This window comes from uncultured Campylobacter sp. (assembly GCF_937997465.1).
Taxonomy (GTDB): domain Bacteria; phylum Campylobacterota; class Campylobacteria; order Campylobacterales; family Campylobacteraceae; genus Campylobacter_A.
Genome location: NZ_CALKTQ010000305.1, coordinates 13,178 through 31,235, shown reverse-complemented (window position 1 = coordinate 31,235; position 18,058 = coordinate 13,178). Strand labels below are relative to the sequence as shown.

Sequence of the window (18,058 nt, the reverse complement as noted above, 5' to 3'; positions counted from 1 at the left end):
TTCCGATCTAACCAAGGCTATCGCGCTAAATTTCGCGTTAGCCTTGGTTTGCACCGTTTTTCCTTTTATGAAAAAGAATTATATATTTTTGCTACTGCTCGCGCTAAATTTGGCTTTGTATTTCAACGCCGTCGATACCCCTTTTGAAAAGCCTGAGCTTTGGACATATCATATACCCGCACTCGCAAACGCGACATACGGCCTAAGCGCTCTAGTTTACGCCTCGGGGTTCGTAGCTTTTGCTCCACTGGCGGCGTATGTTTATTTTTTGTATTCGCTTTGCGTCGTTATTTGCGCCGTGCGCGAAAGACTTCAAAATTTACGTTAAATTTTACGAACCGAATCCGCGTCAAATTTACTCCAAATCCCCCGTCGCAAGCCGCCACCCGTTTAACGAAAGCTAAATTTACTCTACTTTAACGAAAATTTTTATACAATCGCCCAAAATTTAACTAGGGATTTCATGAAAAACATCAGAAATTTTAGCATCATCGCTCATATCGACCACGGCAAAAGTACACTCGCAGACCGCCTGATACAGGAGTGCGGCGCCGTTAGCGACCGCGAGATGAGTTCGCAAATCATGGACACGATGGATATCGAAAAAGAGCGCGGCATCACGATCAAGGCTCAGTCCGTACGCCTAAACTATGCGCTCGGCGGCGAAAATTTCGTCCTAAATTTGATCGATACTCCGGGCCACGTGGACTTTAGTTACGAGGTGAGCCGTTCTCTTGCTAGCTGCGAGGGTGCGCTGCTCGTCGTGGACGCTTCTCAGGGCGTAGAGGCGCAGACCATCGCAAACGTCTATATCGCGCTAGAAAACAACCTCGAAATCATCCCCGTTATCAATAAAATCGACCTCCCGGCAGCAGACCCCGAGCGCGTAAAAAACGAGATCGAGCACGTTATAGGGCTTGACTGTAGCGGCGCGGTCGAGGTCAGCGCAAAAACGGGCATCGGCATCAAAGAGCTGTTAGAAGCCATCATCACGCGCATCCCGGCTCCCGGCGGCGAGGCGGAAAAACCGCTAAAAACGCTCATCTACGACAGCTGGTTTGACAACTACCTAGGCGCGCTGGCGCTCGTGCGCGTCTATGACGGCGAGCTAAAGAAAAACGACGAGATCCTAGTCATGGGTACGGGCAAAAAACACATCGTCCTAGACCTCATGTATCCAAACCCGATCGCGCCGATAAAAACGGCAAATTTGAGCGCGGGCGAGGTCGGTATCGTGGTGCTCGGGCTAAAAAACGTGAGCGACGTGCAGGTGGGCGACACGATCACGCTGGCTCGTAATCCCGTAAAAGAGCCAGTGGGCGGCTTTGAGCGGGCTAAACCGTTCGTATTTGCGGGACTCTACCCGATCGAAACTGATAAATTTGAAGACCTGCGCGACGCTCTGGATAAACTAAAGCTAAACGACAGTTCGATCAGCTACGAGCCGGAAACCTCGGTAGCGCTTGGGTTTGGCTTTCGCGTCGGATTTTTAGGGCTGCTACATATGGAGGTTATCAAGGAGCGTTTGGAGCGCGAATTTGACCTCGATCTCATCGCCACGGCTCCGACCGTAACTTACGAAGTCGTACAAACCGACGGTCAAATTTTACGTATCCAAAACCCTAGCCAGCTCCCTCCGGTCAATAAAATCGAGCATATCAAAGAGCCATACGTAAAGGCCACGATCATCACGCCTAGCGAGTTTTTGGGCAACATCATCACGCTGCTAAACAACCGCCGCGCCGTGCAGACTAAGATGGACTACATCACGCCCGAGCGCGTGCTGCTCGAGTACGACATCCCGATGAACGAGATCGTGATGGACTTTTACGACAAGCTAAAATCGAGCACCAAAGGCTACGCGAGCTTTGACTACGAGCCTAGCGACTACCGCGTGGGCGATCTGGTGAAGCTTGATATCAAGGTCGCAGGCGAGACGGTGGATGCGCTCTCTATCATCGTGCCGGAAAGCAAAGCCCAGTCCAAGGGGCGCGACTTCGTCAAAGCGATGAAAGAGATCGTGCCGCGCCAGCTCTTTGAGGTGGCTATTCAAGCCAGCATCGGCAACAAAGTCATCGCGCGCGAAACGGTAAAATCAATGGGCAAAAACGTAACCGCCAAGTGCTACGGCGGCGATATCACGCGTAAACGCAAGCTACTCGAAAAGCAAAAAGAGGGCAAAAAGCGCATGAAAGCTATCGGCAAGGTAAATTTGCCGCAGGAAGCGTTTTTAAGCGTTTTAAAGATAGACTAATGGCATTTTGCGAGCGTTTTTGCTGCGCTCGCAGCTGCTTTTATTATCTCGCGGTCAAATTTACAAATTTTACTCGCCCGAACCCGCGCCGCGAAAATGCTAAAATCTGATTTAGTCAAATTTGACGCGAGATAAATTCGCGATATTTTAAAGCTAGAGATAAAATTTGTCTCAAAAATAGCTCTGTTAAAGCAGTCGGCGCCGTATAATTTTTAAAAAGATAGTTCGCCGGTAGCCCGAGTTAGCGCGCCAAAAACTGAAATTTGAGCCGACAAAAGATAAAATTTATCCGCAAAAATCTACGAATTTAAGTTTTAGTTCGGTAAAATTAGATAAAAATTTTATAAAGGTTAATCGTTATGAGAGGTTACAAAATCTTTTCGGGCACCGCAAATCCGGCATTTTCAAAGAAAATTTCGCACTATTTATCGCTTCCGCTTAGCGAAGCTACGATCAAGCGCTTTAGCGACGGCGAGATCAGCGTGCAGATCGGCGAGAGCGTGCGCGGCAAGGATATTTTCATCGTCCAGCCCACCTGCGCGCCCGCAAACGTAAATTTGATGGAGCTTTTGATCCTAACCGACGCGCTTAAGCGCAGCTCGGCTAGCTCGATAACTGCGGTGGTGCCGTATTTCGGCTACGCGCGCCAAGACCGCAAGGCCGCTCCTCGCGTGCCTATCACGGCAAAGCTCGTGGCAAACATGATGCAAACGGCGGGCATCGACCGCGTCGTCACGATCGACCTCCATGCGGGCCAAATTCAGGGCTTTTTCGACATCCCGGTCGATAACCTCTACGGTTCGATCATCTTTAACGACCATATCAAAAACAAAAATCTCAAAAATCCTATCATTGCTAGCCCCGATATCGGAGGCGTCGCACGCGCTAGAAGCGTTGCAAAAGCCCTAAATCTCGACATCGTTATCGTCGATAAACGCCGCGAAAAAGCCAACGAAAGCGAAGTAATGAATGTAATCGGCGACGTAGCGGGCAAGGACGTGATCTTGGTTGATGACATGATCGATACGGGCGGTACGATAGTAAAGGCGGCAAAAGTCTTTAAAGAGCGCGGCGCGACATCGGTCATGGCGTGCTGCACGCATGCGGTGCTCTCGGGCAAAGCATACGAAAACCTCGAAGATAGCGCGCTAGACGAGCTGGTAGTAACCGACACGATACCGCTTCGCGAGGAAAACGAAAAGATAAAAGTACTCAGCGTCGCGCCGATTTTTGGCGAAGTGATCAGACGCGTGTATCACAACGAAAGCGTAAATTCGCTATTTGACTGATTTTAGGCGGCACTTTGGTCGCTGGTTTTGATTAAAATACCCCTTGGCGGCGTATGCGGTAAGCGTGCGACGTTTTTAAATTTATACCTATCTTTAAGCGTCAAATTTAACTCTCTACTTACGACTCTCAATTTATACCCAAATTATTCACGCCGTAAAGATGCGGGTCGTACCGATCAAATTTGACTGCGTCAAATTTACTCAAAAAAGGCTGAAATTAAACGTAACTTTTCACGTTTTTTTCACGGAGTGAAAAGTGAAATAATTTATATTATTTTGGTTAATTTTGTAATCTTAAATTTAATCCCAAAAGCCCATAAAATAGGCATTTGTTGCTAAAACAGAACTTAAATTTATACAGCTTTAAATTTGGAGAAATTTTGAAATAAAACTTAATGATAAAGGCGAAATTTAAAAGTTATTCACATGCGGCACGGCGGTAAAATTTGAATCGAAATTTAAAAAGCGAGCCCGAAGCCAGGCTCGCAAAAGGCCTCAGTGTTCGCCTTTGTGCAGGAAATAAAGTCCCAAACAAAGCGCCAAAATCGAGGCCGCGAGATAGGTCATCTCAAGCGGAGTGGTGAAATTTGCGTGCAAAACGCGTTGGAAAAAGTTAACGATAAGCACCATGATGATGACTTTGCCCAGTTTGTCCTTGAGCTCGTCGAGCGAGTGCACCTCGAGGACTTTGCTCTGCTTGGACTTCTTAAGCTCCTCGATCTCGGAGATAAACAGTTCGTAAATGCCGAAGCTAAAGATGTAAAGCACGAGTGCCATGAGATAAAGGTCGATCGCTCCAACGATCTCGCCGACGACTTCGGAGTGGAAGTTCTCCGGGTGAAAATCGCCAAAAAAGTAGTGATAAACGGCGACGAATACCTTGCCCACGTCGTAGCTAGCGATGACGAAAAGCACGATAGCGCCAAGCAAGCCAAAGACCACGGGAAGCAGCGTGAAGTTGTTGCTAAAGAGCAGGATTTTTTCAAAAGCTTTACGCATTAATTTCCTTTGTTTAAAAATAAAACGCGTATTTTATAATATTTTCCTTAAAGCTAGTACGTTGAGCAAGCACTAGTCTGGCGGGAATTTGAGTCGATGTGTGAGGCTTGGGTTGTTATCGGGCTGGGTTAAATTTGAGTTTCGCGCGGTTTATAATGCCCTTTTAGACGAGCCGCGGCCGATTGACGGGCGAGTCAAATTTGAGTTTATTAAATTTGATTGCGTAAATTTGACGGTACTGTTTGCTTGCGGCGATTTGCGCCGTAAAGATGCTGGTAAATTTAAGCGTCAAATTTAAAAAGCTAGTAGAAAATTCGTATCGGAAAAACTCGATTTTATATTTTAAGATAATCAAATTTTAGCCGAATTTACGCCAAATAAAAGCGCAAATTCGGCAAATTTAAAAAACGCGGGCGGGCTATTCCTGCATCTCTATCCATTTTTGCGCGATTCTCACGGCATTGGTCGCCGCCCCCACGCGGATCTGGTCGGCGCTGCACCACAGATGCAGGACGTTTTTGCGGTAGTTATCCGTGCGGATGCGTCCGACGTAGGTCTCGTTGGTGTCGCTTGAGATGCTTGGCATCGGGTATTTTTTCGCGGCAGGTTCGTCCACGACGACGATGCTAGGTGCCTTGCGCAGGACTTCGCGAGCGGCCGCGGCATCCACGTCTCTGTCAAAATGAATCGTGATGGCCTCGGAGTGGCTGCGAAGCACCGGCACGCGCACGCAGGTTGCGCTCACTTCCATATTTTTGTGGAGGATTTTTTGGGCCTCGTTGACCATTTTCATCTCCTCTTTCGTGTAGTCGTTGTCCAAAAATACGTCGATGTGCGGGATAACGTTAAACGCTAGCTGATGGGCAAAGACCTTCGGCTCGCACTCGTCGAGCTTAAACTCGAAAAACTTTTGTAGCTGCGTGACTAGCTCCTCCATGCCCTCTTTGCCCGCGCCCGAAGCCGCCTGATAGGTCGAGACGTCCACGCGGTTGATGCCGTACGCGTCGTCTAGCGGTTTTAAAATTTGCACCATCTGGATGGTCGAGCAGTTTGGGTTGGCGATGATGCCGCGGGTTTTCCACTGCGCGATGTCCTGCGGGTTGCACTCGGGTACGACTAGCGGCACGTCCGCGTCCATCCTAAAGTGGCTGGTGTTGTCGATCACGACGGCGCCGCTGGCGGCTGCAAATTTAGCGTATTTTTCGGATACCGATCCGCCCGCGCTAAAAAACGCTATGTCGATCTCGTGTTCGTCAAAAACCGTCTCGGTGAGCTCCACTACTTTGTAGTTTTTGCCTTTAAACTCTATTTGGGTGCCTGCGCTTTTCGCGCTTGCTAACGGTAGTAGCTCGCCCACCGGGAAATCCACCTCCTCCATAACGCGGAAAAGCTCCTCTCCGACTGCGCCGGTTGCACCTACGACGGCAACGTTAAATTTTCTCATTTTGGCTCCTTTGTTTTTACTTCTCGGTCGGCAAAGCCGCCCTGCGACAAGCCTATTTGGCTTGACACAACGTTAAAGATTTATCGGACTTCACGGACTAAATTTAGGTTTTGACATAAAGCTAATCGCAACCGCTCTTGCCCATTAAATTTAACTCGAATTTGCGGTTAAATTTAACTTCTTTCAGATTCAAATTTACCGCCCAAATTTGACGAGTCGTACGTCGCATTTTCAGCGTCGCCGTCTCGGCCGGCTAAATTTAAACTAAAATCCTGCTTATTTTACTCGCGTAAAGCTTAAATTTAAGCTATTTTCTGCTGCGAGCCTGCAAAAAAAGGTCGCCCGGTTGTATTTCCTCGCCTTCGCTAAGAATCGCTGCTCGTTGTACGACGGAGATAAGTTCGCGGATATTGCCCGGGAAATCGTAGTTTTCTAGCTCCTTTACAGCCGCTTCGGAAAAGCTTTTTGCGCCGAGGCTAAACTCTTCGCAGCTTTGCTTTAAAAATCGCTCGGCGATAGGCAAGATCTCCTCTTTGCGCTCTCTTAGCGGCGGGATGGCGACTGGCACGGTGTTTAGGCGGTAGAACAGATCCTCTCTAAATTTACCCTCGCTGATCATCGCGGGCAGGTTTGCGTTCGTCGCGGATACGATGCGAACATCGATTTTAACGCTCTTTGTAGCGCCAAGGCGCGTGATCTCGCGCTCCTGGATCGCGCGCAGGAGTTTTGGCTGCAGATTTAGCGGCATCTCGCCGATCTCGTCTAAAAACAGCGTGCCGCCGCTTGCTAGCTCGAACTGCCCCTTTTTCATCGCCGAGGCGTCGGTAAATGCGCCCTTTTCAAAGCCGAAAAGCTCGCTTTCTATCAAATTTTCGGGGATTGCAGCCATGTTTATCGCGATAAACGGACCGTCCTTGCGCGGTGAGTTTTTGTGGATAAATTTGGCAAACAGCTCCTTGCCCACGCCGCTTTCGCCCATTAACATCGCCGAAGCGTCCGTTTTTGCGACGCGCGAGGCTAAATTTAATGCATTAGCAAGCGCGGGCGAGCTAGCGACGAAATCGGTCGAATCAGCCTGTAAATTTGACCCGCTTTGCGCGGCTTTTAGGCTCGCAGCAGGTAGTTTACGGCGTAAAATTTCTACCCTTTTTATCGCCTCATACAGCGTTTGCGCGTCAAACGGCTTTGTTAGAAAATCCTTGACGCCAAGGCGCACGCTCTCGATGGCTTTGTTTAGCGTCGCGTTGCCCGTCATTATGATGACGTCAAATTTGCCATCCAGGCGCTTGATGAACTCCAGCCCGTCCATCTGAGGCATGTTGATGTCGGTGATGATGAGATCGACGTCCTCGCCCATTTTTTTAAGCGCCTCGACTGCGCTTTTGTAGCTTTTGATTTTTAGATCGTCGTATTCGCCAAGCGCGATCTCTAGGGACTTGCGCATATTTATGTCGTCTTCTACTATTACGATATTCATCTTTTACTCTTTGTTTTTAAATACGCTTATGATAGCCGAAGAGGGCTTAAATTTCACCGTAAAACGCACCGGAAACAGCGTGAGATCGGTTGCGGAGTTCATATTTTTGTTGCGTTGGACGAAGTGATCTTCGACCTTAAATTTGTAAGGCAAAAAGCACTCGAAAAGCTCGTTTTTATGTAAATTTAAAAACTCTAGCGAGCTTTGGGCGGGCTGCTTTGGGGCGTCTATTTCGCATAGATACTCGTACTCTAGCTCGCTTAGAACCATTGCTTTTGAAAGTGCGATATCGTCGTAAACGACGGCGTGATTTTTAGTGGAGATTTTGGCCCAGATGATAAACTCCTCCGAGCCGCAAAGAAGTGCCGTAGCGGCAATCAGTAAGCAAAAATTTCTTGCCACTTGCTTTGGTCTATTTTCATTTCCATTCTGACGCGGTAGAGCCCGTCTTTAAAGTCGTGCTCGACGATGGAAGCGTTTTTGATGAGGCCTGCTACTTGAGCCGTGATGGTCGAGTCTCTAAGCATTGCGTCTCTAACCGTATCTTTGGAGTTTATCTTGACTCCGTAGAGTTTCTCGGCTAGCTGTCTGTGCGCATCCGCGATGGCCGCGCGTTTAGCTAGAGCTAGAGACTGGGCGTGAGAGACGGTGTTGGTCGGAGCGATGCCCTCACCCACGGCGCCAAATACCGCATCGGCCGGTTCGATATCGTATATCATCTTTTCTTGTTTCATAACGCTTCTGATGTCTTCTTTATCGACCTTTTGGATGACGATGTCTTGCTTTACCGATGTTGCGTCATCGGAGGCAAAAGGGTTGTTAAAAGAGCAACCGCTCGTCAAAAATACTACTGCGCCTAAAACCGCGAATGTAATTTTTTTCATTCCTGAACCTTTAAATTTAGTTGTTTTTTTGTTTGCAAATTTACTAGCAAATTGTATTCCAAAAACACTAAATTCATTCTAAATTTTCTAGCGTCTCTTCGCCGCTCTCATCCTCGCCATCATCGGCTTTAGGACACTTTGCGATACTTACTACGTCGTCGCCGTCCACGTTTACGACGATGACGCCGCTGGTGTTTCGGCCTGCTTTGCGGATACTTTGCATATCGACGCGTATCATCTTGCCGCTTGAGGTTAGAGCCATCAGATCTTGTTCGTCATCGACCATTACGACGCCGATTAGATCGCCGGTGCGGTTAGTTAGCTTCATGCAGATTACGCCCTTACCGCCGCGATTTGTTAGGCGATATTCGTCTGCGGTAGTGCGTTTGCCGATACCTTTTTGAGATATGCTTAGCACCTCTTGATCGTTGTTTTCGATGACGGCTGCGCCTACGACCTCGTCGCCGTCTTCTTTAAATTTAATACCCGTCACGCCGCGAGCCGTTCTACCCATCTGGCGGACTTTGCTGAGTTTAAATTTGAGGCACATGCCCTTTTTAGTTACGATAAATAGCATTTTTTCGCTATCGTCGCTTCCTTCGGCCGCGTTCTCGTCGTTTTCTTCGCTATTTTCCTCATCGATCTGAGCTTCTATCGCCTCTATCTCGTTTATCTCGGTCTCTACGCCAAGCTCGTCGATTATATTTATCGGCTCTTCTTCGCCCTCGACGATGAGAGCGGTGACTAGTTCGTCGTTCTCGTCTAGACTGATAGCGCGTACGCCGATAGAGCGGATGTTTTTAAATTCGCTCAAATTCGTGCGTTTTACGATACCGTTTTTAGTGAAAAACGCGAGCGATTTACTCTGGGCAAAATCAGTCGTCGGGATGATCGCCTTGATCTTTTCGTCAGGCTGTAGCTGGATGAGATTTACTACCGCTTTGCCTTTGGCCGTACGGCTTCCTTCAGGGATCTTATAGACTTTGAGCCAGTAGAGCTGTCCGCGGTCGGTCACGAACATCAGCGTATCGTGAGTGTTGCTCGTAAAGAAGCTCTCAATGAAGTCGTCGTCGTACGTAGTTACCGCGACCTTGCCCTTACCGCCGCGTTTTTGCTTCTCGTACTGCTTGCTCGGCACGCGCTTGATGTAGCCTCGGTGCGTGATGGTTACGACCATGTTTTCATTGGGGATGAGATCTTCGATGTCGATGTCGTCGTAGTCGTCGACAATCTCGGTGATGCGCGGCACTTTAAATTTATTTTTTATCTCGAGTAGCTCGTCTTTGATTAGTTTTTCTAGCAATGTTTCGCTCTTTAAAATTTCATCAAGGCGCGCGATCTCGGCCATTAGCTCGGCTAGCTCGGCCTCTAGTTTTTCGCGCTCAAGACCAGTTAGCTTGCTTAGCCTCATATCTAGGATGGCGTTTGCTTGCAGCTCGCTAAGGCCAAATTTCGCCACTAGTCCCTCGCGAGCGCTCGGAGTGTCGGCGCTATTTTTGATTAGCTCGATCACTTCGTCGATATTATCCAGCGCGATTTTTAAGCCTTCTAAAATATGCGCTCTAGCTCTAGCTTTTTCTAGGTCAAATATTGTGCGGCGGATGATGACGGTTTTTCTGTGATTTAAAAATAGCTTCAAAAGCTCGATTAGGTTAAATACCTTCGGCTCTTTGTTGTTTATCGCAAGCATTATGACGCCAAAGGTGCTCTCCATCGTCGTGGATTTAAAGAGATTGTTTAGCACGATGTCGCTCATCGCGTCGCGTTTTAGCTCGATGACGACGCGGATGCCGTCCTTATCGGACTCGTCGCGCACTTCGCTGATACCTTCGATCTGTTTTTCTTTAACCAGCTCGGCGATCTGCTCGATGAGGCGGGCTTTGTTCGTCTGATACGGTAGTTCGTCTACGACGATAACGTCTTTGTTCGGCTTTTTTTCGATGTGGGTTTTGGCGCGTAGTTTCACGCGGCCGCGTCCCGTGCGGTAGGCCTCGATGATGCCTTTTTTGCCAAATATTATCCCGCCCGTCGGAAAATCCGGCCCTTTTATGTACTGCATCACCTCTTCTAGCGTCGCATTTTTATTTTCAAGCACGAGCAAAAGTCCGTCGATGAGCTCATCAAGGCTGTGCGGCGGGATATTCGTCGCCATACCGACGGCGATACCGCTAGAGCCGTTTAGCAGCAAATTTGGCACGCGGCTAGGCAGGACGTCTGGCTCAGTCTCTCTATCGTCGTAGTTTGGGATAAAATCAACCGTGTCTTTTTCGATATCGCGCAAGATTTCTTCGGTGAGATTCGTCATCCTAGCTTCGGTATAACGCTCCGCTGCAGCGCCGTCGCCGTCGATGGAGCCGAAGTTTCCTTGACCGTCGACAGTCGGATAGCGCATGGAAAATTTCTGCGCCATACGCACGAGCGCGTCGTAGATGGCTAGATTGCCGTGCGGGTGATATTTACCCATAGTCTCGCCAACAATACGAGCGGACTTCATATACGGGCTACGACTGCCGACTCCGAGGTTGTTCATCGCGTATAGGATGCGTCTATGAACGGGCTTTAGGCCGTCTCTGACATCGGGCAGGGCGCGACCGACTATGACGCTCATCGAGTAGTCGAGGTAACTCGTTTTTATCGACTCTTCGATATCGACGGCTTGGATGTCTTGATTTTGATTGAGTAGATTTTCTTCCATTTTTATCCTTAAAATTTACTTGCCGATTTTAGCTTAAATTTGATAAAAACTTGCTAAATAAATACGTTTCGTCGCCGTCAGGCTTGGTAAAATTCGTCCGAATTCGAGGCGTTTGGATTAATTTGTTTGCGGGCTTAAATTTGCACCTTAAATTTTCTTTTTACGGCGTAAAATTTGATAAATTTACCCGCCCGAGCTCTTGATTATCTTAAATTTGATCGCAGAGTAAATGAAAGCAAAAACGCAGGTCGCGGGAAGTAATTGCACGAGCGCCGCAACTCCCATCTCGCCGCCATCGATCAAAACTGCATAAAACGGGATAAAACCAGCCGTAAAAAAGTAAAATTTAGCAAAATTTGACATTTTGACGGCCTTGTTTTTAAGACCGTAAATTTTAAATCTCAAAAAGCCCAGTGCCGTCATCGCGGCCGCTAGCAAAACCGCTCCGAGCACCGTCAGATTGTAATCTGCGTCACAAAGAATCCCGCTTGAAAATAGGGCGAAAAATGCTACCGAGAAATAAAACGGATGCCCGAAAATCATAATGAAAATAAACAAGAAATTTAAAATTTTACTCTCGCGTTTGTATCGCCAAAAGGCGACGTCTGCGATGACCGCGACTCCGAGCGCCAAAGCCGAAAAAAGTAAAACATTTAGCAAAATTTAATACCTCGCATCCGCAAGCGTGAGTGCGAAAAGCACCTCGCAGCCGGCTTTTTGCAGCGTCCGTCTGGCTTCGTCTATCGTCGTGCCCGTCGTCACGATATCATCTATCAAGATAACTGGAAATTTAGGCCTTTTTAAAAGCTTAAAATTTCGCGGATTTTTTAGGCGAAAGGCGAGGTCCTTGCCGTGATAGCTAACGTTTGAGCCCGCGTGCAAACAGGCGTAAAGCGGACGAATTTCCGCGTTTTTTAACGCGCGAGCCAAGATCGCCGTATGCGAGTAGCCGCTAGCTGTTTTGTCGTCGATCGGCACGGCGTGTACTGGCGAGCCGAAGCTAAATTTACGCGCAAAAATCTTAAAACTCAAATTTGCGAGTGCGCCGTAGACGAAAGAGCCGTGAAATAGGTGCTTTGAGTGGAGTAAATTTTTAACTTCGGAGTAGTCAAAAAAGCTGTAAATTTTAAAATCTCCGTCCAAAACGCGCGTCCTTGCGGGCGAGGAGAGCAGGTGATCTTTGCAAATTTGACAGATCACGCCCAGACTCATATGCCCGCAGTTAGCGCATCTCATCAGCTTTTTAGGATCTGGATCGCCGCGCGTTTTACGATGTCTTGGAGTAGCTCGTCAAAAAAGCTCTTAAACGCGCCGCTCGTGTGGATCGGGGCAAATTTAGTCTGCTCCTGCGAGACGTTTTTGGTGATGGTTTGATCGCCTCTGTGCACCGTTATCGCAAGCTTTGCCGAGCCTTTTAGGTTGTCGGTGGAGTAGCCGCTTAGATTGGCTTTAAGTTCGACGATCCGCACGTCCACGACGATATCGCCAAAGTCGCTCAAATTTGCGCCCAGGCGCTTTAGCTCGGTGCTAAGGCCGTCTTGTAGCCAGCTTTCTATGCTGTTTTGTAGCGTGACGTACTCTTTGACGTTGCCGTTGCTGCCCGTGATCGTGGCGACGATGCTTTTGTTGGCGCGAGCGTCCTCGATGCTATTTATGCGGATATTTTTTTGGTATCCCATCTGGTTTGATGTTGATTGATACGGGGTCAAATTTAACACCGAGCTGCGCTGCGAACATCCGCTCATGACCGCGGCAAAAAGCGCGGCGGCAAGGGCGTAAAAAGCTAATTTTTTCATACTTTTCCTTTATAGTTTTGATATCTCTTCGGCGGCTTTGTTGGCGGCTTGTTTAACTAGAAGGTAGACGTAGAGATTAAAATCCTCCGTGTCCTCGGCCTCGAGCTTGCGTACGTCTTGTCTGGTGGAGATGTTTAGCACGTGGGTTTTATTTATGTTTTTTACGCCTAGCTTGCCCTTCATCGCCGCGCTTAGATACTGCGACGGCTCGCTATACGAGGCTGCATAATCGGTAAATGCAAAATCCACGCGGTAGGTGTAAGGCGAGGTCTGGCTATCCACAACCATGATGCCGCGGTTTAGCAGCTCGTCCTGTAAGAAAAGATGGAAAAGCCTCTCAAGGCGCTCTTTTGGATAGAGCATTTTCGCGCCGTTTTTGGATATAAATTTTATGCCGCTATCCGCTGCTCTTTCGTCGGCTATTTTATGGATATAGACTTTTTTGATAGCCGCGCCCGTGTCGATCCTGCTTTGAGCGATGCAGCACTTTATCGCGACGTCGCTGGTGTAGTCCGTGCCGTTTATCTTGATATCCTGACCGCCGCTAGCGCATGAGGAGCAGTCTGCTTTGATGCGCATCACCTCTTTATAGCCTTTTGCGTTGCCACCTTCGGTTTGAGCGACCTCCGGCGAGCTCTCGAAAAGCCCAAAACATCCCGTAAAAAGGAACGCCGCAAATAAAAGTATAAAATTTCTCATAAAAATCCTTTCGTAAATTTTACATCGCGCAAGCAAAATTCTATCCAAATTTGAGATGAATTTCCAAATTTGCGTAAAATTTGGGTGAAATTGGAAATTTGTATAAATTTTATTAAGTTTGATTTTTGAAATTTTAAAAGCGGAGATGGCGCTAAATTTAGCATTTTCGCGGTGCGGGTCTCGATGTGTCAAATTTACAAATTTAACCCAAAAATCCTTTGTCGCAAGCAAGGCGAACAAACAAGAACGCGGTCGCGACAAAATACACAACTACAACCGCGCAAATTTAGTCCGCCACGCCCATCATCACGCTTGAGTATTCGCCCTGTTTGACGTCCGTTTTTTCGGGCTTTTTAACCGTCACCCTATCTTCGGCCAGTCCAGCCTGCGCTAGGGCCGCCTTGATAGCCTGGGCTCTTGCGTTAGCAAGCTCCAGTAGCTGCTCTTTTTTTATCTCGATACCCTTTAGCGCAGCCTCTCTCAGCACCTTTTCGTCGGTGCTTTTTTCTTTAGGAGCCAGCAACGCGAGCGCTCCTGCGTAGTCCTTGCCCGTTTGCGCCATCGTTTGACTGATTTTTTCGTTTAGTTTCGCGTTTTTTAGCGCCGTTACGTCCACGTCCGAGTAGGCCGGAGTGATGCTTAGCTTCATCTTAGGTTTTGCCGTCGTTAGCTTGATAAAATCAGCTATCTTAGCCTGCTCGGATACGATTAGCTCGGCATTTGCTGGCATAAAGTCGATAGTATTTAGATCATTGCTGCTTAACCCTAGCATATTACCCAAAAATCTAAACGGAGCCAGCGTGATGTCGGCAAATAGCTTCTTAACCGCTTCCCAGACGATACCGCCGTATTTAAAGTCTGGGTCGTTTAGGTCGCCCGTCACCGGCAGATCGATGTTTATCTGATTGTTTTGATCGCTCAAGATCGAGATAGCAAGCGATAGAGGTAAATCTACCGCGTCTTTAGACTCGACCTTTTCGCCAAGCGTTAGCGTGTCTAGATTTACGACATTGCTACCGTTTAGCTTAGAGTCCTTAACATCGTAGTTTAGAGTCAAATTTAACTTGCCTTTTTCTATCTTGTAGCCCAAAAACTGTCCGCTATAAGGCGTCACATCGACTAGGTCGATATCTTTAAAGCTAAATTTGACTTCCGTACTTTTTTTAGGATCATACGGCAGTAGCTTGAGCCCGATCTTGCTAAAGCCGCTCTTGCCGACTACGCCCTCAAACGTACCCATCGTCGGGCGAGTGCTGTCGATATCCATCAGCACGCCCTCTAGCTTGGTGATCTTGGTCGCAAACGGCATAAATAGCGACGCGTCGGAGAAGTCTACGTCGCCGTTTTCTACGAGGATGTTCTTGATAGCAAAATCAAACTCGCCCTCTTTTTTCTGCTGTTTTGCGGCCTCTACGGGCTTTTCGTTTTTAGAAGCGGTTTGTTTTGCGTCCGCTTTTTGAGCGTTTTCGCTCTCGCTCTTTTTCACGAGGCGACTTAGGTTAAATTCGCGCTCTTTATTTAGATGCGTCTTTAAAAACGGCGCGCTAAGAGTCACGCGCTCTAAATTTAAGAAATTTTTTGCAAACGAAATTTTAGATAGTTTGAGGTTTTTAAAGGCAAAAACCTTATCGCCAGAGCCGTCCGCAAGCTCGATGTTTGCGATATTTGCTTTACCGCTTACGGAGGCATCCGCGGCGTACTTTACGTTTAGCTCGGCATTTAGCTCGCCGCTTTTTAAGCTCGCGTCCAGATAGTTTTTAGCGTAAACGAAGTAGCGAGGTAAGTTTGCATCGCTTAGTTTTATATCGGCTTCGATATTTAGAGGCTCTGGCGTAATTTTACCCTTAAGAGCCAAATTTAGCTTTTGCGAGCTTTTCATGTCGATTTTAGCGGTCACGGGCGCAGCTAAATTTTCGCTGATATTTTGCAAATTTACATTTAGCCCGTCAAATTTGTGCGCTATCTTTTGCCCCTCAAAGACATGGGTTATACCTATGTCGGCACCCGTAACGGAGACGTTTTTGACGCTAAATTGAAATCCGCTCTTTGCGCTCTGAGCGCTTTTTTGCTCGGCTTTTTTATTTTTGCCGGCATTGCTTTTTTTAGCCGTTTTTTGAGATTTGGCAGGTTTTTTCGCGCTTGATTTTTTGGCGGAGGCTTTTTCGCCGTTTAAGCCAAGCTCGCTAATGGCGCTAAGCTCGCCGTTTTCTTTTATATCGGTTGCAAATTTAGGCTTATTTATACTTACGCTTTCGATGCGAAGCGCGGTTTTGGCTAGATCAAAATCCGCGTCCTTCACGCCGATTTCAGCGATGGTAGCAAGCTCTTTGTTTTTTGTTTTTAGCGCGATTTTTTGCGCTTTTACTTCGCCGATAGAGGCGGCGCTGGCGTTATTTTCCAGCGTAAATTTAGATGCGTTTATGATGAGCTTTTCTAGGCTTGCCGCGCCGTTTTTACCGACTGGGGCGGAGGTAGCGCTAAGCGTCAAATTTTTTAGGCTAGCAGCGATATTTTGCCCTTTTATTTTAGCATCCAGCTCGCTTGCATTTGCGTCTTTCAGCTTTATCTCGCCGACGCTTTTTTCAGTCAAATTTATCCCGCTAACGCCCAGGGCTTTGAGCGCTGCAGAGGCGTTTATATCGCCTTTTTCATTCATATCGGCCTTAAGGGCGACTCCGCTCAAATTTAGCCTGTTTAAATTTGCCTGCGCCTCGCCTTTAAAGCTCGTGTTTTTAAATTTTATCTCGCCGATATCGGCCGCAAAGCTCCTTTTTTCACTAACGTCGGCGTTTATCTCGATGGTGGGCAGATCAAGCTCCTCTAGGCTCAAATTTTGCCCGTCTAGCTGCGCCTCAAACGACTTTAAATTTAAAGCGGCGTTTTTTAAAGCGGCCTTGATAACGCCGCCGTCCTCGCTTAGTTCGTAACTAGTTTTTGCGTTTATGAGCGCGCTGTTTATGCGCAGATCTTGCGTGTCAATGAAGCTAAGAGCGACGGGGCGGACGTTAAAGTCCTTTAGGTTAAGCTCGCCGTAAACGCGAAGCGGCGCGAGGTCGATGCCACCTTGCCAGTCTAGCTTTTGCGCCAGCGTGGAGTTTGCGTCGAAAACGTGCTTGCCCGCGCTATTTTGCTCGGTATTTATGCCTGAGATTTCGTAGTTTATACCCTCAAATTTGGCGTTAAACGGCTGTTTTAAACTCTCGTCCGAGTAGGCAAACGAGCCGCCGATTATCTTTGTGCTGTTTAGGGCAAAATTTATGCTGCTAGTTTCGTTATTTTCGGCGCTAGTCGCGTTTGACTCGCCTAAAAACGTAGCTAAATTTAGCGTGCCGTTTTTATCTCTAGCGATATTTACGCTAGGGCTCTCAAGGCGCAATATATCAACCTCCGCAAGCTTGTTAAATAGCGAAAAAGGCTTAAGCTTGACGTCGATTTGCTCCGCGCTAAAAAGCGGCGCGGTCGTGTTTAACTCAGGGCGCGTGACGTTTAGCTCGAAGGTAAACGGATTAAATTTAGCCTCCGCCACGCTAAGGCTAGCGTTTATATCTTTTAGCTTTGCGGGCAGCGTATTTTTGAGCGCGTAAGGAACGCCTAAAAAGCCCGCAAGCGTGTAGATAAGCAACAAGCCCGCGAGCGAGCCTAGGATAATAAGAGCGATTTTTTTACTTTTTTGCATAAATTTGCCTTGATCTTTTTGGTGAATTTTACAAGGATTTTGATTAAAGAGCGGTTATTTTGGTAAATTCATACGAAAAATTAACGCCGTTTCTTAGAAAATTAAAACCGAAATTTGATACAAATAAAAAAATCAAATGCGGCGTATGATTTCTTTTTGATAAAACTTGGCACCCGTAAACTGCATAGATAATTTAAAATCTAGTCGATAAAATAGCGATTTTACTGTAAAATTCGGAATCAAATTTGTCAAACCGGGGAGTAAAAATGTTTCAGGCTTTCAGAATTTACGATTTTATAAAAGGCGATGAAAATAGCGATTTTTACGGCGTATTCGTCGATAGACTCTATCCTCGCGGAGTGAAAAAGGAGATATTTTGCTCGTTTTTATGGCTAAAGTCGGTTACTCCGTCAAACGAGCTTAGGTCTTGGTTTCATGAGGACAAAGAGGCTAGATTTGAGGAATTTAAAGTTAAATTTAAGACCGAACTAGCCGATAAAGAGGCAACGGCAGGGCTGAACGAGCTAAAAATTCTAGAAAAAAAGCACGGCAAAATCGCTCTATTAACCGCGACTAAAGATATAAATTTAAGCCACGTTGCGGTACTTTTAGAACTACTCAGGGAGTAAAATTTAATTTACCTTTTATTTTTCATATTTTTTCGCTATAATCCCCCAACTTTTTAAATCGATTTTAAGTTTATAGCATCTAGTTAAATTTATAAATATCATTAAAATTAAGATTTGCGATTTAATCGCTAAAGCCTAAAGATAAGTGTATCTTTTGCTGCGTTTAGATTTGAGCAATCATAATTTCGGTGCAGTAAATTTTATCCTAAAACTAGA

Annotated in this window: 17 protein-coding genes; 6 read left to right on the top strand and 11 right to left on the bottom strand. The window is 47.1% G+C overall.

All coding sequences use genetic code 11. The features are described 5' to 3' along the window. From Q0546_RS10465 to Q0546_RS10455, 3 genes are all read left to right on the top strand, one after another. Positions 1 to 328: transporter (locus tag Q0546_RS10465; RefSeq protein WP_298792823.1), on the top strand; the 328-nt coding region annotated here is incomplete at its 5' end. A gap of 135 nt (positions 329 to 463) precedes the next feature. After that, positions 464 to 2,254 carry a translation elongation factor 4 gene (lepA, locus tag Q0546_RS10460; RefSeq protein WP_298792822.1) on the top strand — a complete coding sequence of 597 codons (1,791 nt, stop codon included), beginning with the start codon at positions 464 to 466 and terminating at the stop codon, positions 2,252 to 2,254. Positions 2,255 to 2,613: 359 nt separating this feature from the next. After that, positions 2,614 to 3,543: a ribose-phosphate pyrophosphokinase gene (locus tag Q0546_RS10455; protein WP_298792821.1), complete on the top strand. Its 930-nt coding sequence runs from the start codon at positions 2,614 to 2,616 to the stop codon at positions 3,541 to 3,543. A 495-nt stretch (positions 3,544 to 4,038) separates the two neighbouring features. Here the strand turns inward: Q0546_RS10455 and Q0546_RS10450 are convergent, their stop codons facing one another. Beyond that, positions 4,039 to 4,542, bottom strand: a complete 504-nt coding sequence (locus tag Q0546_RS10450) for a YqhA family protein (RefSeq protein ID WP_298056722.1) — start codon at positions 4,540 to 4,542, stop codon at positions 4,039 to 4,041. 88 nt (positions 4,543 to 4,630) lie between these two features. On the opposite strand from Q0546_RS10450, the gene Q0546_RS10445 reads away from it, so the two are divergent. Next, on the top strand, positions 4,631 to 4,840 hold the full coding sequence (locus Q0546_RS10445; RefSeq protein WP_298792820.1) for a hypothetical protein: 210 nt from the start codon (positions 4,631 to 4,633) through the stop codon (positions 4,838 to 4,840). A 120-nt stretch (positions 4,841 to 4,960) separates the two neighbouring features. On the opposite strand, the gene Q0546_RS10440 is transcribed toward Q0546_RS10445, so the two are convergent. The 9 genes from Q0546_RS10440 to Q0546_RS10400 all read right to left on the bottom strand — a co-directional run bounded on the left by Q0546_RS10440 (position 4,961) and on the right by Q0546_RS10400 (position 13,537). Then, positions 4,961 to 5,986, bottom strand: coding sequence for an aspartate-semialdehyde dehydrogenase (locus Q0546_RS10440; protein WP_298792819.1), 1,026 nt, complete (start codon positions 5,984 to 5,986; stop codon positions 4,961 to 4,963). 307 nt (positions 5,987 to 6,293) lie between these two features. Next, positions 6,294 to 7,463: a sigma-54 dependent transcriptional regulator gene (locus Q0546_RS10435; RefSeq protein WP_298792818.1), complete on the bottom strand. Its 1,170-nt coding sequence runs from the start codon at positions 7,461 to 7,463 to the stop codon at positions 6,294 to 6,296. Positions 7,464 to 7,466: 3 nt separating this feature from the next. Next, positions 7,467 to 7,865 (bottom strand): hypothetical protein, encoded by a 399-nt coding sequence (locus Q0546_RS10430; protein WP_298792816.1) that lies wholly within the window; start codon positions 7,863 to 7,865, stop codon positions 7,467 to 7,469. Beyond that, positions 7,841 to 8,347, bottom strand: coding sequence for a lipoprotein required for motility (locus Q0546_RS10425; RefSeq protein ID WP_298792814.1), 507 nt, complete (start codon positions 8,345 to 8,347; stop codon positions 7,841 to 7,843). The genes Q0546_RS10430 and Q0546_RS10425 overlap by 25 nt, the downstream gene beginning before the upstream one ends. Positions 8,348 to 8,420: 73 nt before the next feature. Beyond that, positions 8,421 to 11,042 carry a DNA gyrase subunit A gene (gene gyrA, locus Q0546_RS10420; RefSeq protein WP_298792812.1) on the bottom strand — a complete coding sequence of 874 codons (2,622 nt, stop codon included), beginning with the start codon at positions 11,040 to 11,042 and terminating at the stop codon, positions 8,421 to 8,423. A 183-nt stretch (positions 11,043 to 11,225) separates the two neighbouring features. Further along, the gene (locus tag Q0546_RS10415; RefSeq protein ID WP_298792810.1) at positions 11,226 to 11,702 is read right to left on the bottom strand and encodes a hypothetical protein; all 477 of its coding nucleotides are present in this window, start codon (positions 11,700 to 11,702) and stop codon (positions 11,226 to 11,228) included. 3 nt (positions 11,703 to 11,705) lie between these two features. Next, complete coding sequence (locus tag Q0546_RS10410) at positions 11,706 to 12,278, bottom strand: ComF family protein (protein WP_298792809.1); 573 nt, start codon at positions 12,276 to 12,278, stop codon at positions 11,706 to 11,708. Beyond that, positions 12,278 to 12,838 (bottom strand): YajG family lipoprotein, encoded by a 561-nt coding sequence (locus tag Q0546_RS10405; protein WP_297967777.1) that lies wholly within the window; start codon positions 12,836 to 12,838, stop codon positions 12,278 to 12,280. Before Q0546_RS10405 ends, Q0546_RS10410 begins: the two co-directional genes overlap by 1 nt. A 9-nt stretch (positions 12,839 to 12,847) precedes the next feature. After that, on the bottom strand, positions 12,848 to 13,537 hold the full coding sequence (locus tag Q0546_RS10400) for a hypothetical protein (RefSeq protein ID WP_298792807.1): 690 nt from the start codon (positions 13,535 to 13,537) through the stop codon (positions 12,848 to 12,850). A 145-nt stretch (positions 13,538 to 13,682) separates the two neighbouring features. Between Q0546_RS10400 and Q0546_RS10395 the strand changes: the two genes are divergently transcribed. Beyond that, positions 13,683 to 13,853 carry a hypothetical protein gene (locus tag Q0546_RS10395; protein ID WP_298792805.1) on the top strand — a complete coding sequence of 57 codons (171 nt, stop codon included), beginning with the start codon at positions 13,683 to 13,685 and terminating at the stop codon, positions 13,851 to 13,853. Here Q0546_RS10395 and Q0546_RS10390 read toward each other — a convergent pair. Further along, positions 13,824 to 17,213 carry a DUF748 domain-containing protein gene (locus tag Q0546_RS10390; RefSeq protein WP_298792803.1) on the bottom strand — a complete coding sequence of 1,130 codons (3,390 nt, stop codon included), beginning with the start codon at positions 17,211 to 17,213 and terminating at the stop codon, positions 13,824 to 13,826. The two genes, Q0546_RS10395 and Q0546_RS10390, sit on opposite strands and share 30 nt — an antisense overlap. 266 nt (positions 17,214 to 17,479) lie before the next feature. On the opposite strand from Q0546_RS10390, the gene Q0546_RS10385 reads away from it, so the two are divergent. Next, positions 17,480 to 17,842, top strand: coding sequence for a DUF488 family protein (locus tag Q0546_RS10385; RefSeq protein ID WP_298792801.1), 363 nt, complete (start codon positions 17,480 to 17,482; stop codon positions 17,840 to 17,842). Positions 17,843 to 18,058 lie beyond the last annotated feature (216 nt).

Coding starts and splice junctions, on each gene's coding strand:
- Q0546_RS10425 (WP_298792814.1), bottom strand. CDS start 8,347: ATGAAAAAAATTACATTCGCGGTTTTAGGCGCAGTAGTATTTTTGACG.
- Q0546_RS10405 (WP_297967777.1), bottom strand. CDS start 12,838: ATGAAAAAATTAGCTTTTTACGCCCTTGCCGCCGCGCTTTTTGCCGCG.
- Q0546_RS10395 (WP_298792805.1), top strand. CDS start 13,683: ATGGCGCTAAATTTAGCATTTTCGCGGTGCGGGTCTCGATGTGTCAAA.
- Q0546_RS10440 (WP_298792819.1), bottom strand. CDS start 5,986: ATGAGAAAATTTAACGTTGCCGTCGTAGGTGCAACCGGCGCAGTCGGA.
- Q0546_RS10455 (WP_298792821.1), top strand. CDS start 2,614: ATGAGAGGTTACAAAATCTTTTCGGGCACCGCAAATCCGGCATTTTCA.
- Q0546_RS10435 (WP_298792818.1), bottom strand. CDS start 7,463: ATGAATATCGTAATAGTAGAAGACGACATAAATATGCGCAAGTCCCTA.
- Q0546_RS10450 (WP_298056722.1), bottom strand. CDS start 4,542: ATGCGTAAAGCTTTTGAAAAAATCCTGCTCTTTAGCAACAACTTCACG.
- gyrA (WP_298792812.1), bottom strand. CDS start 11,042: ATGGAAGAAAATCTACTCAATCAAAATCAAGACATCCAAGCCGTCGAT.
- Q0546_RS10385 (WP_298792801.1), top strand. CDS start 17,480: ATGTTTCAGGCTTTCAGAATTTACGATTTTATAAAAGGCGATGAAAAT.
- Q0546_RS10400 (WP_298792807.1), bottom strand. CDS start 13,537: ATGAGAAATTTTATACTTTTATTTGCGGCGTTCCTTTTTACGGGATGT.
- Q0546_RS10410 (WP_298792809.1), bottom strand. CDS start 12,278: ATGAGATGCGCTAACTGCGGGCATATGAGTCTGGGCGTGATCTGTCAA.
- Q0546_RS10390 (WP_298792803.1), bottom strand. CDS start 17,213: ATGCAAAAAAGTAAAAAAATCGCTCTTATTATCCTAGGCTCGCTCGCG.
- lepA (WP_298792822.1), top strand. CDS start 464: ATGAAAAACATCAGAAATTTTAGCATCATCGCTCATATCGACCACGGC.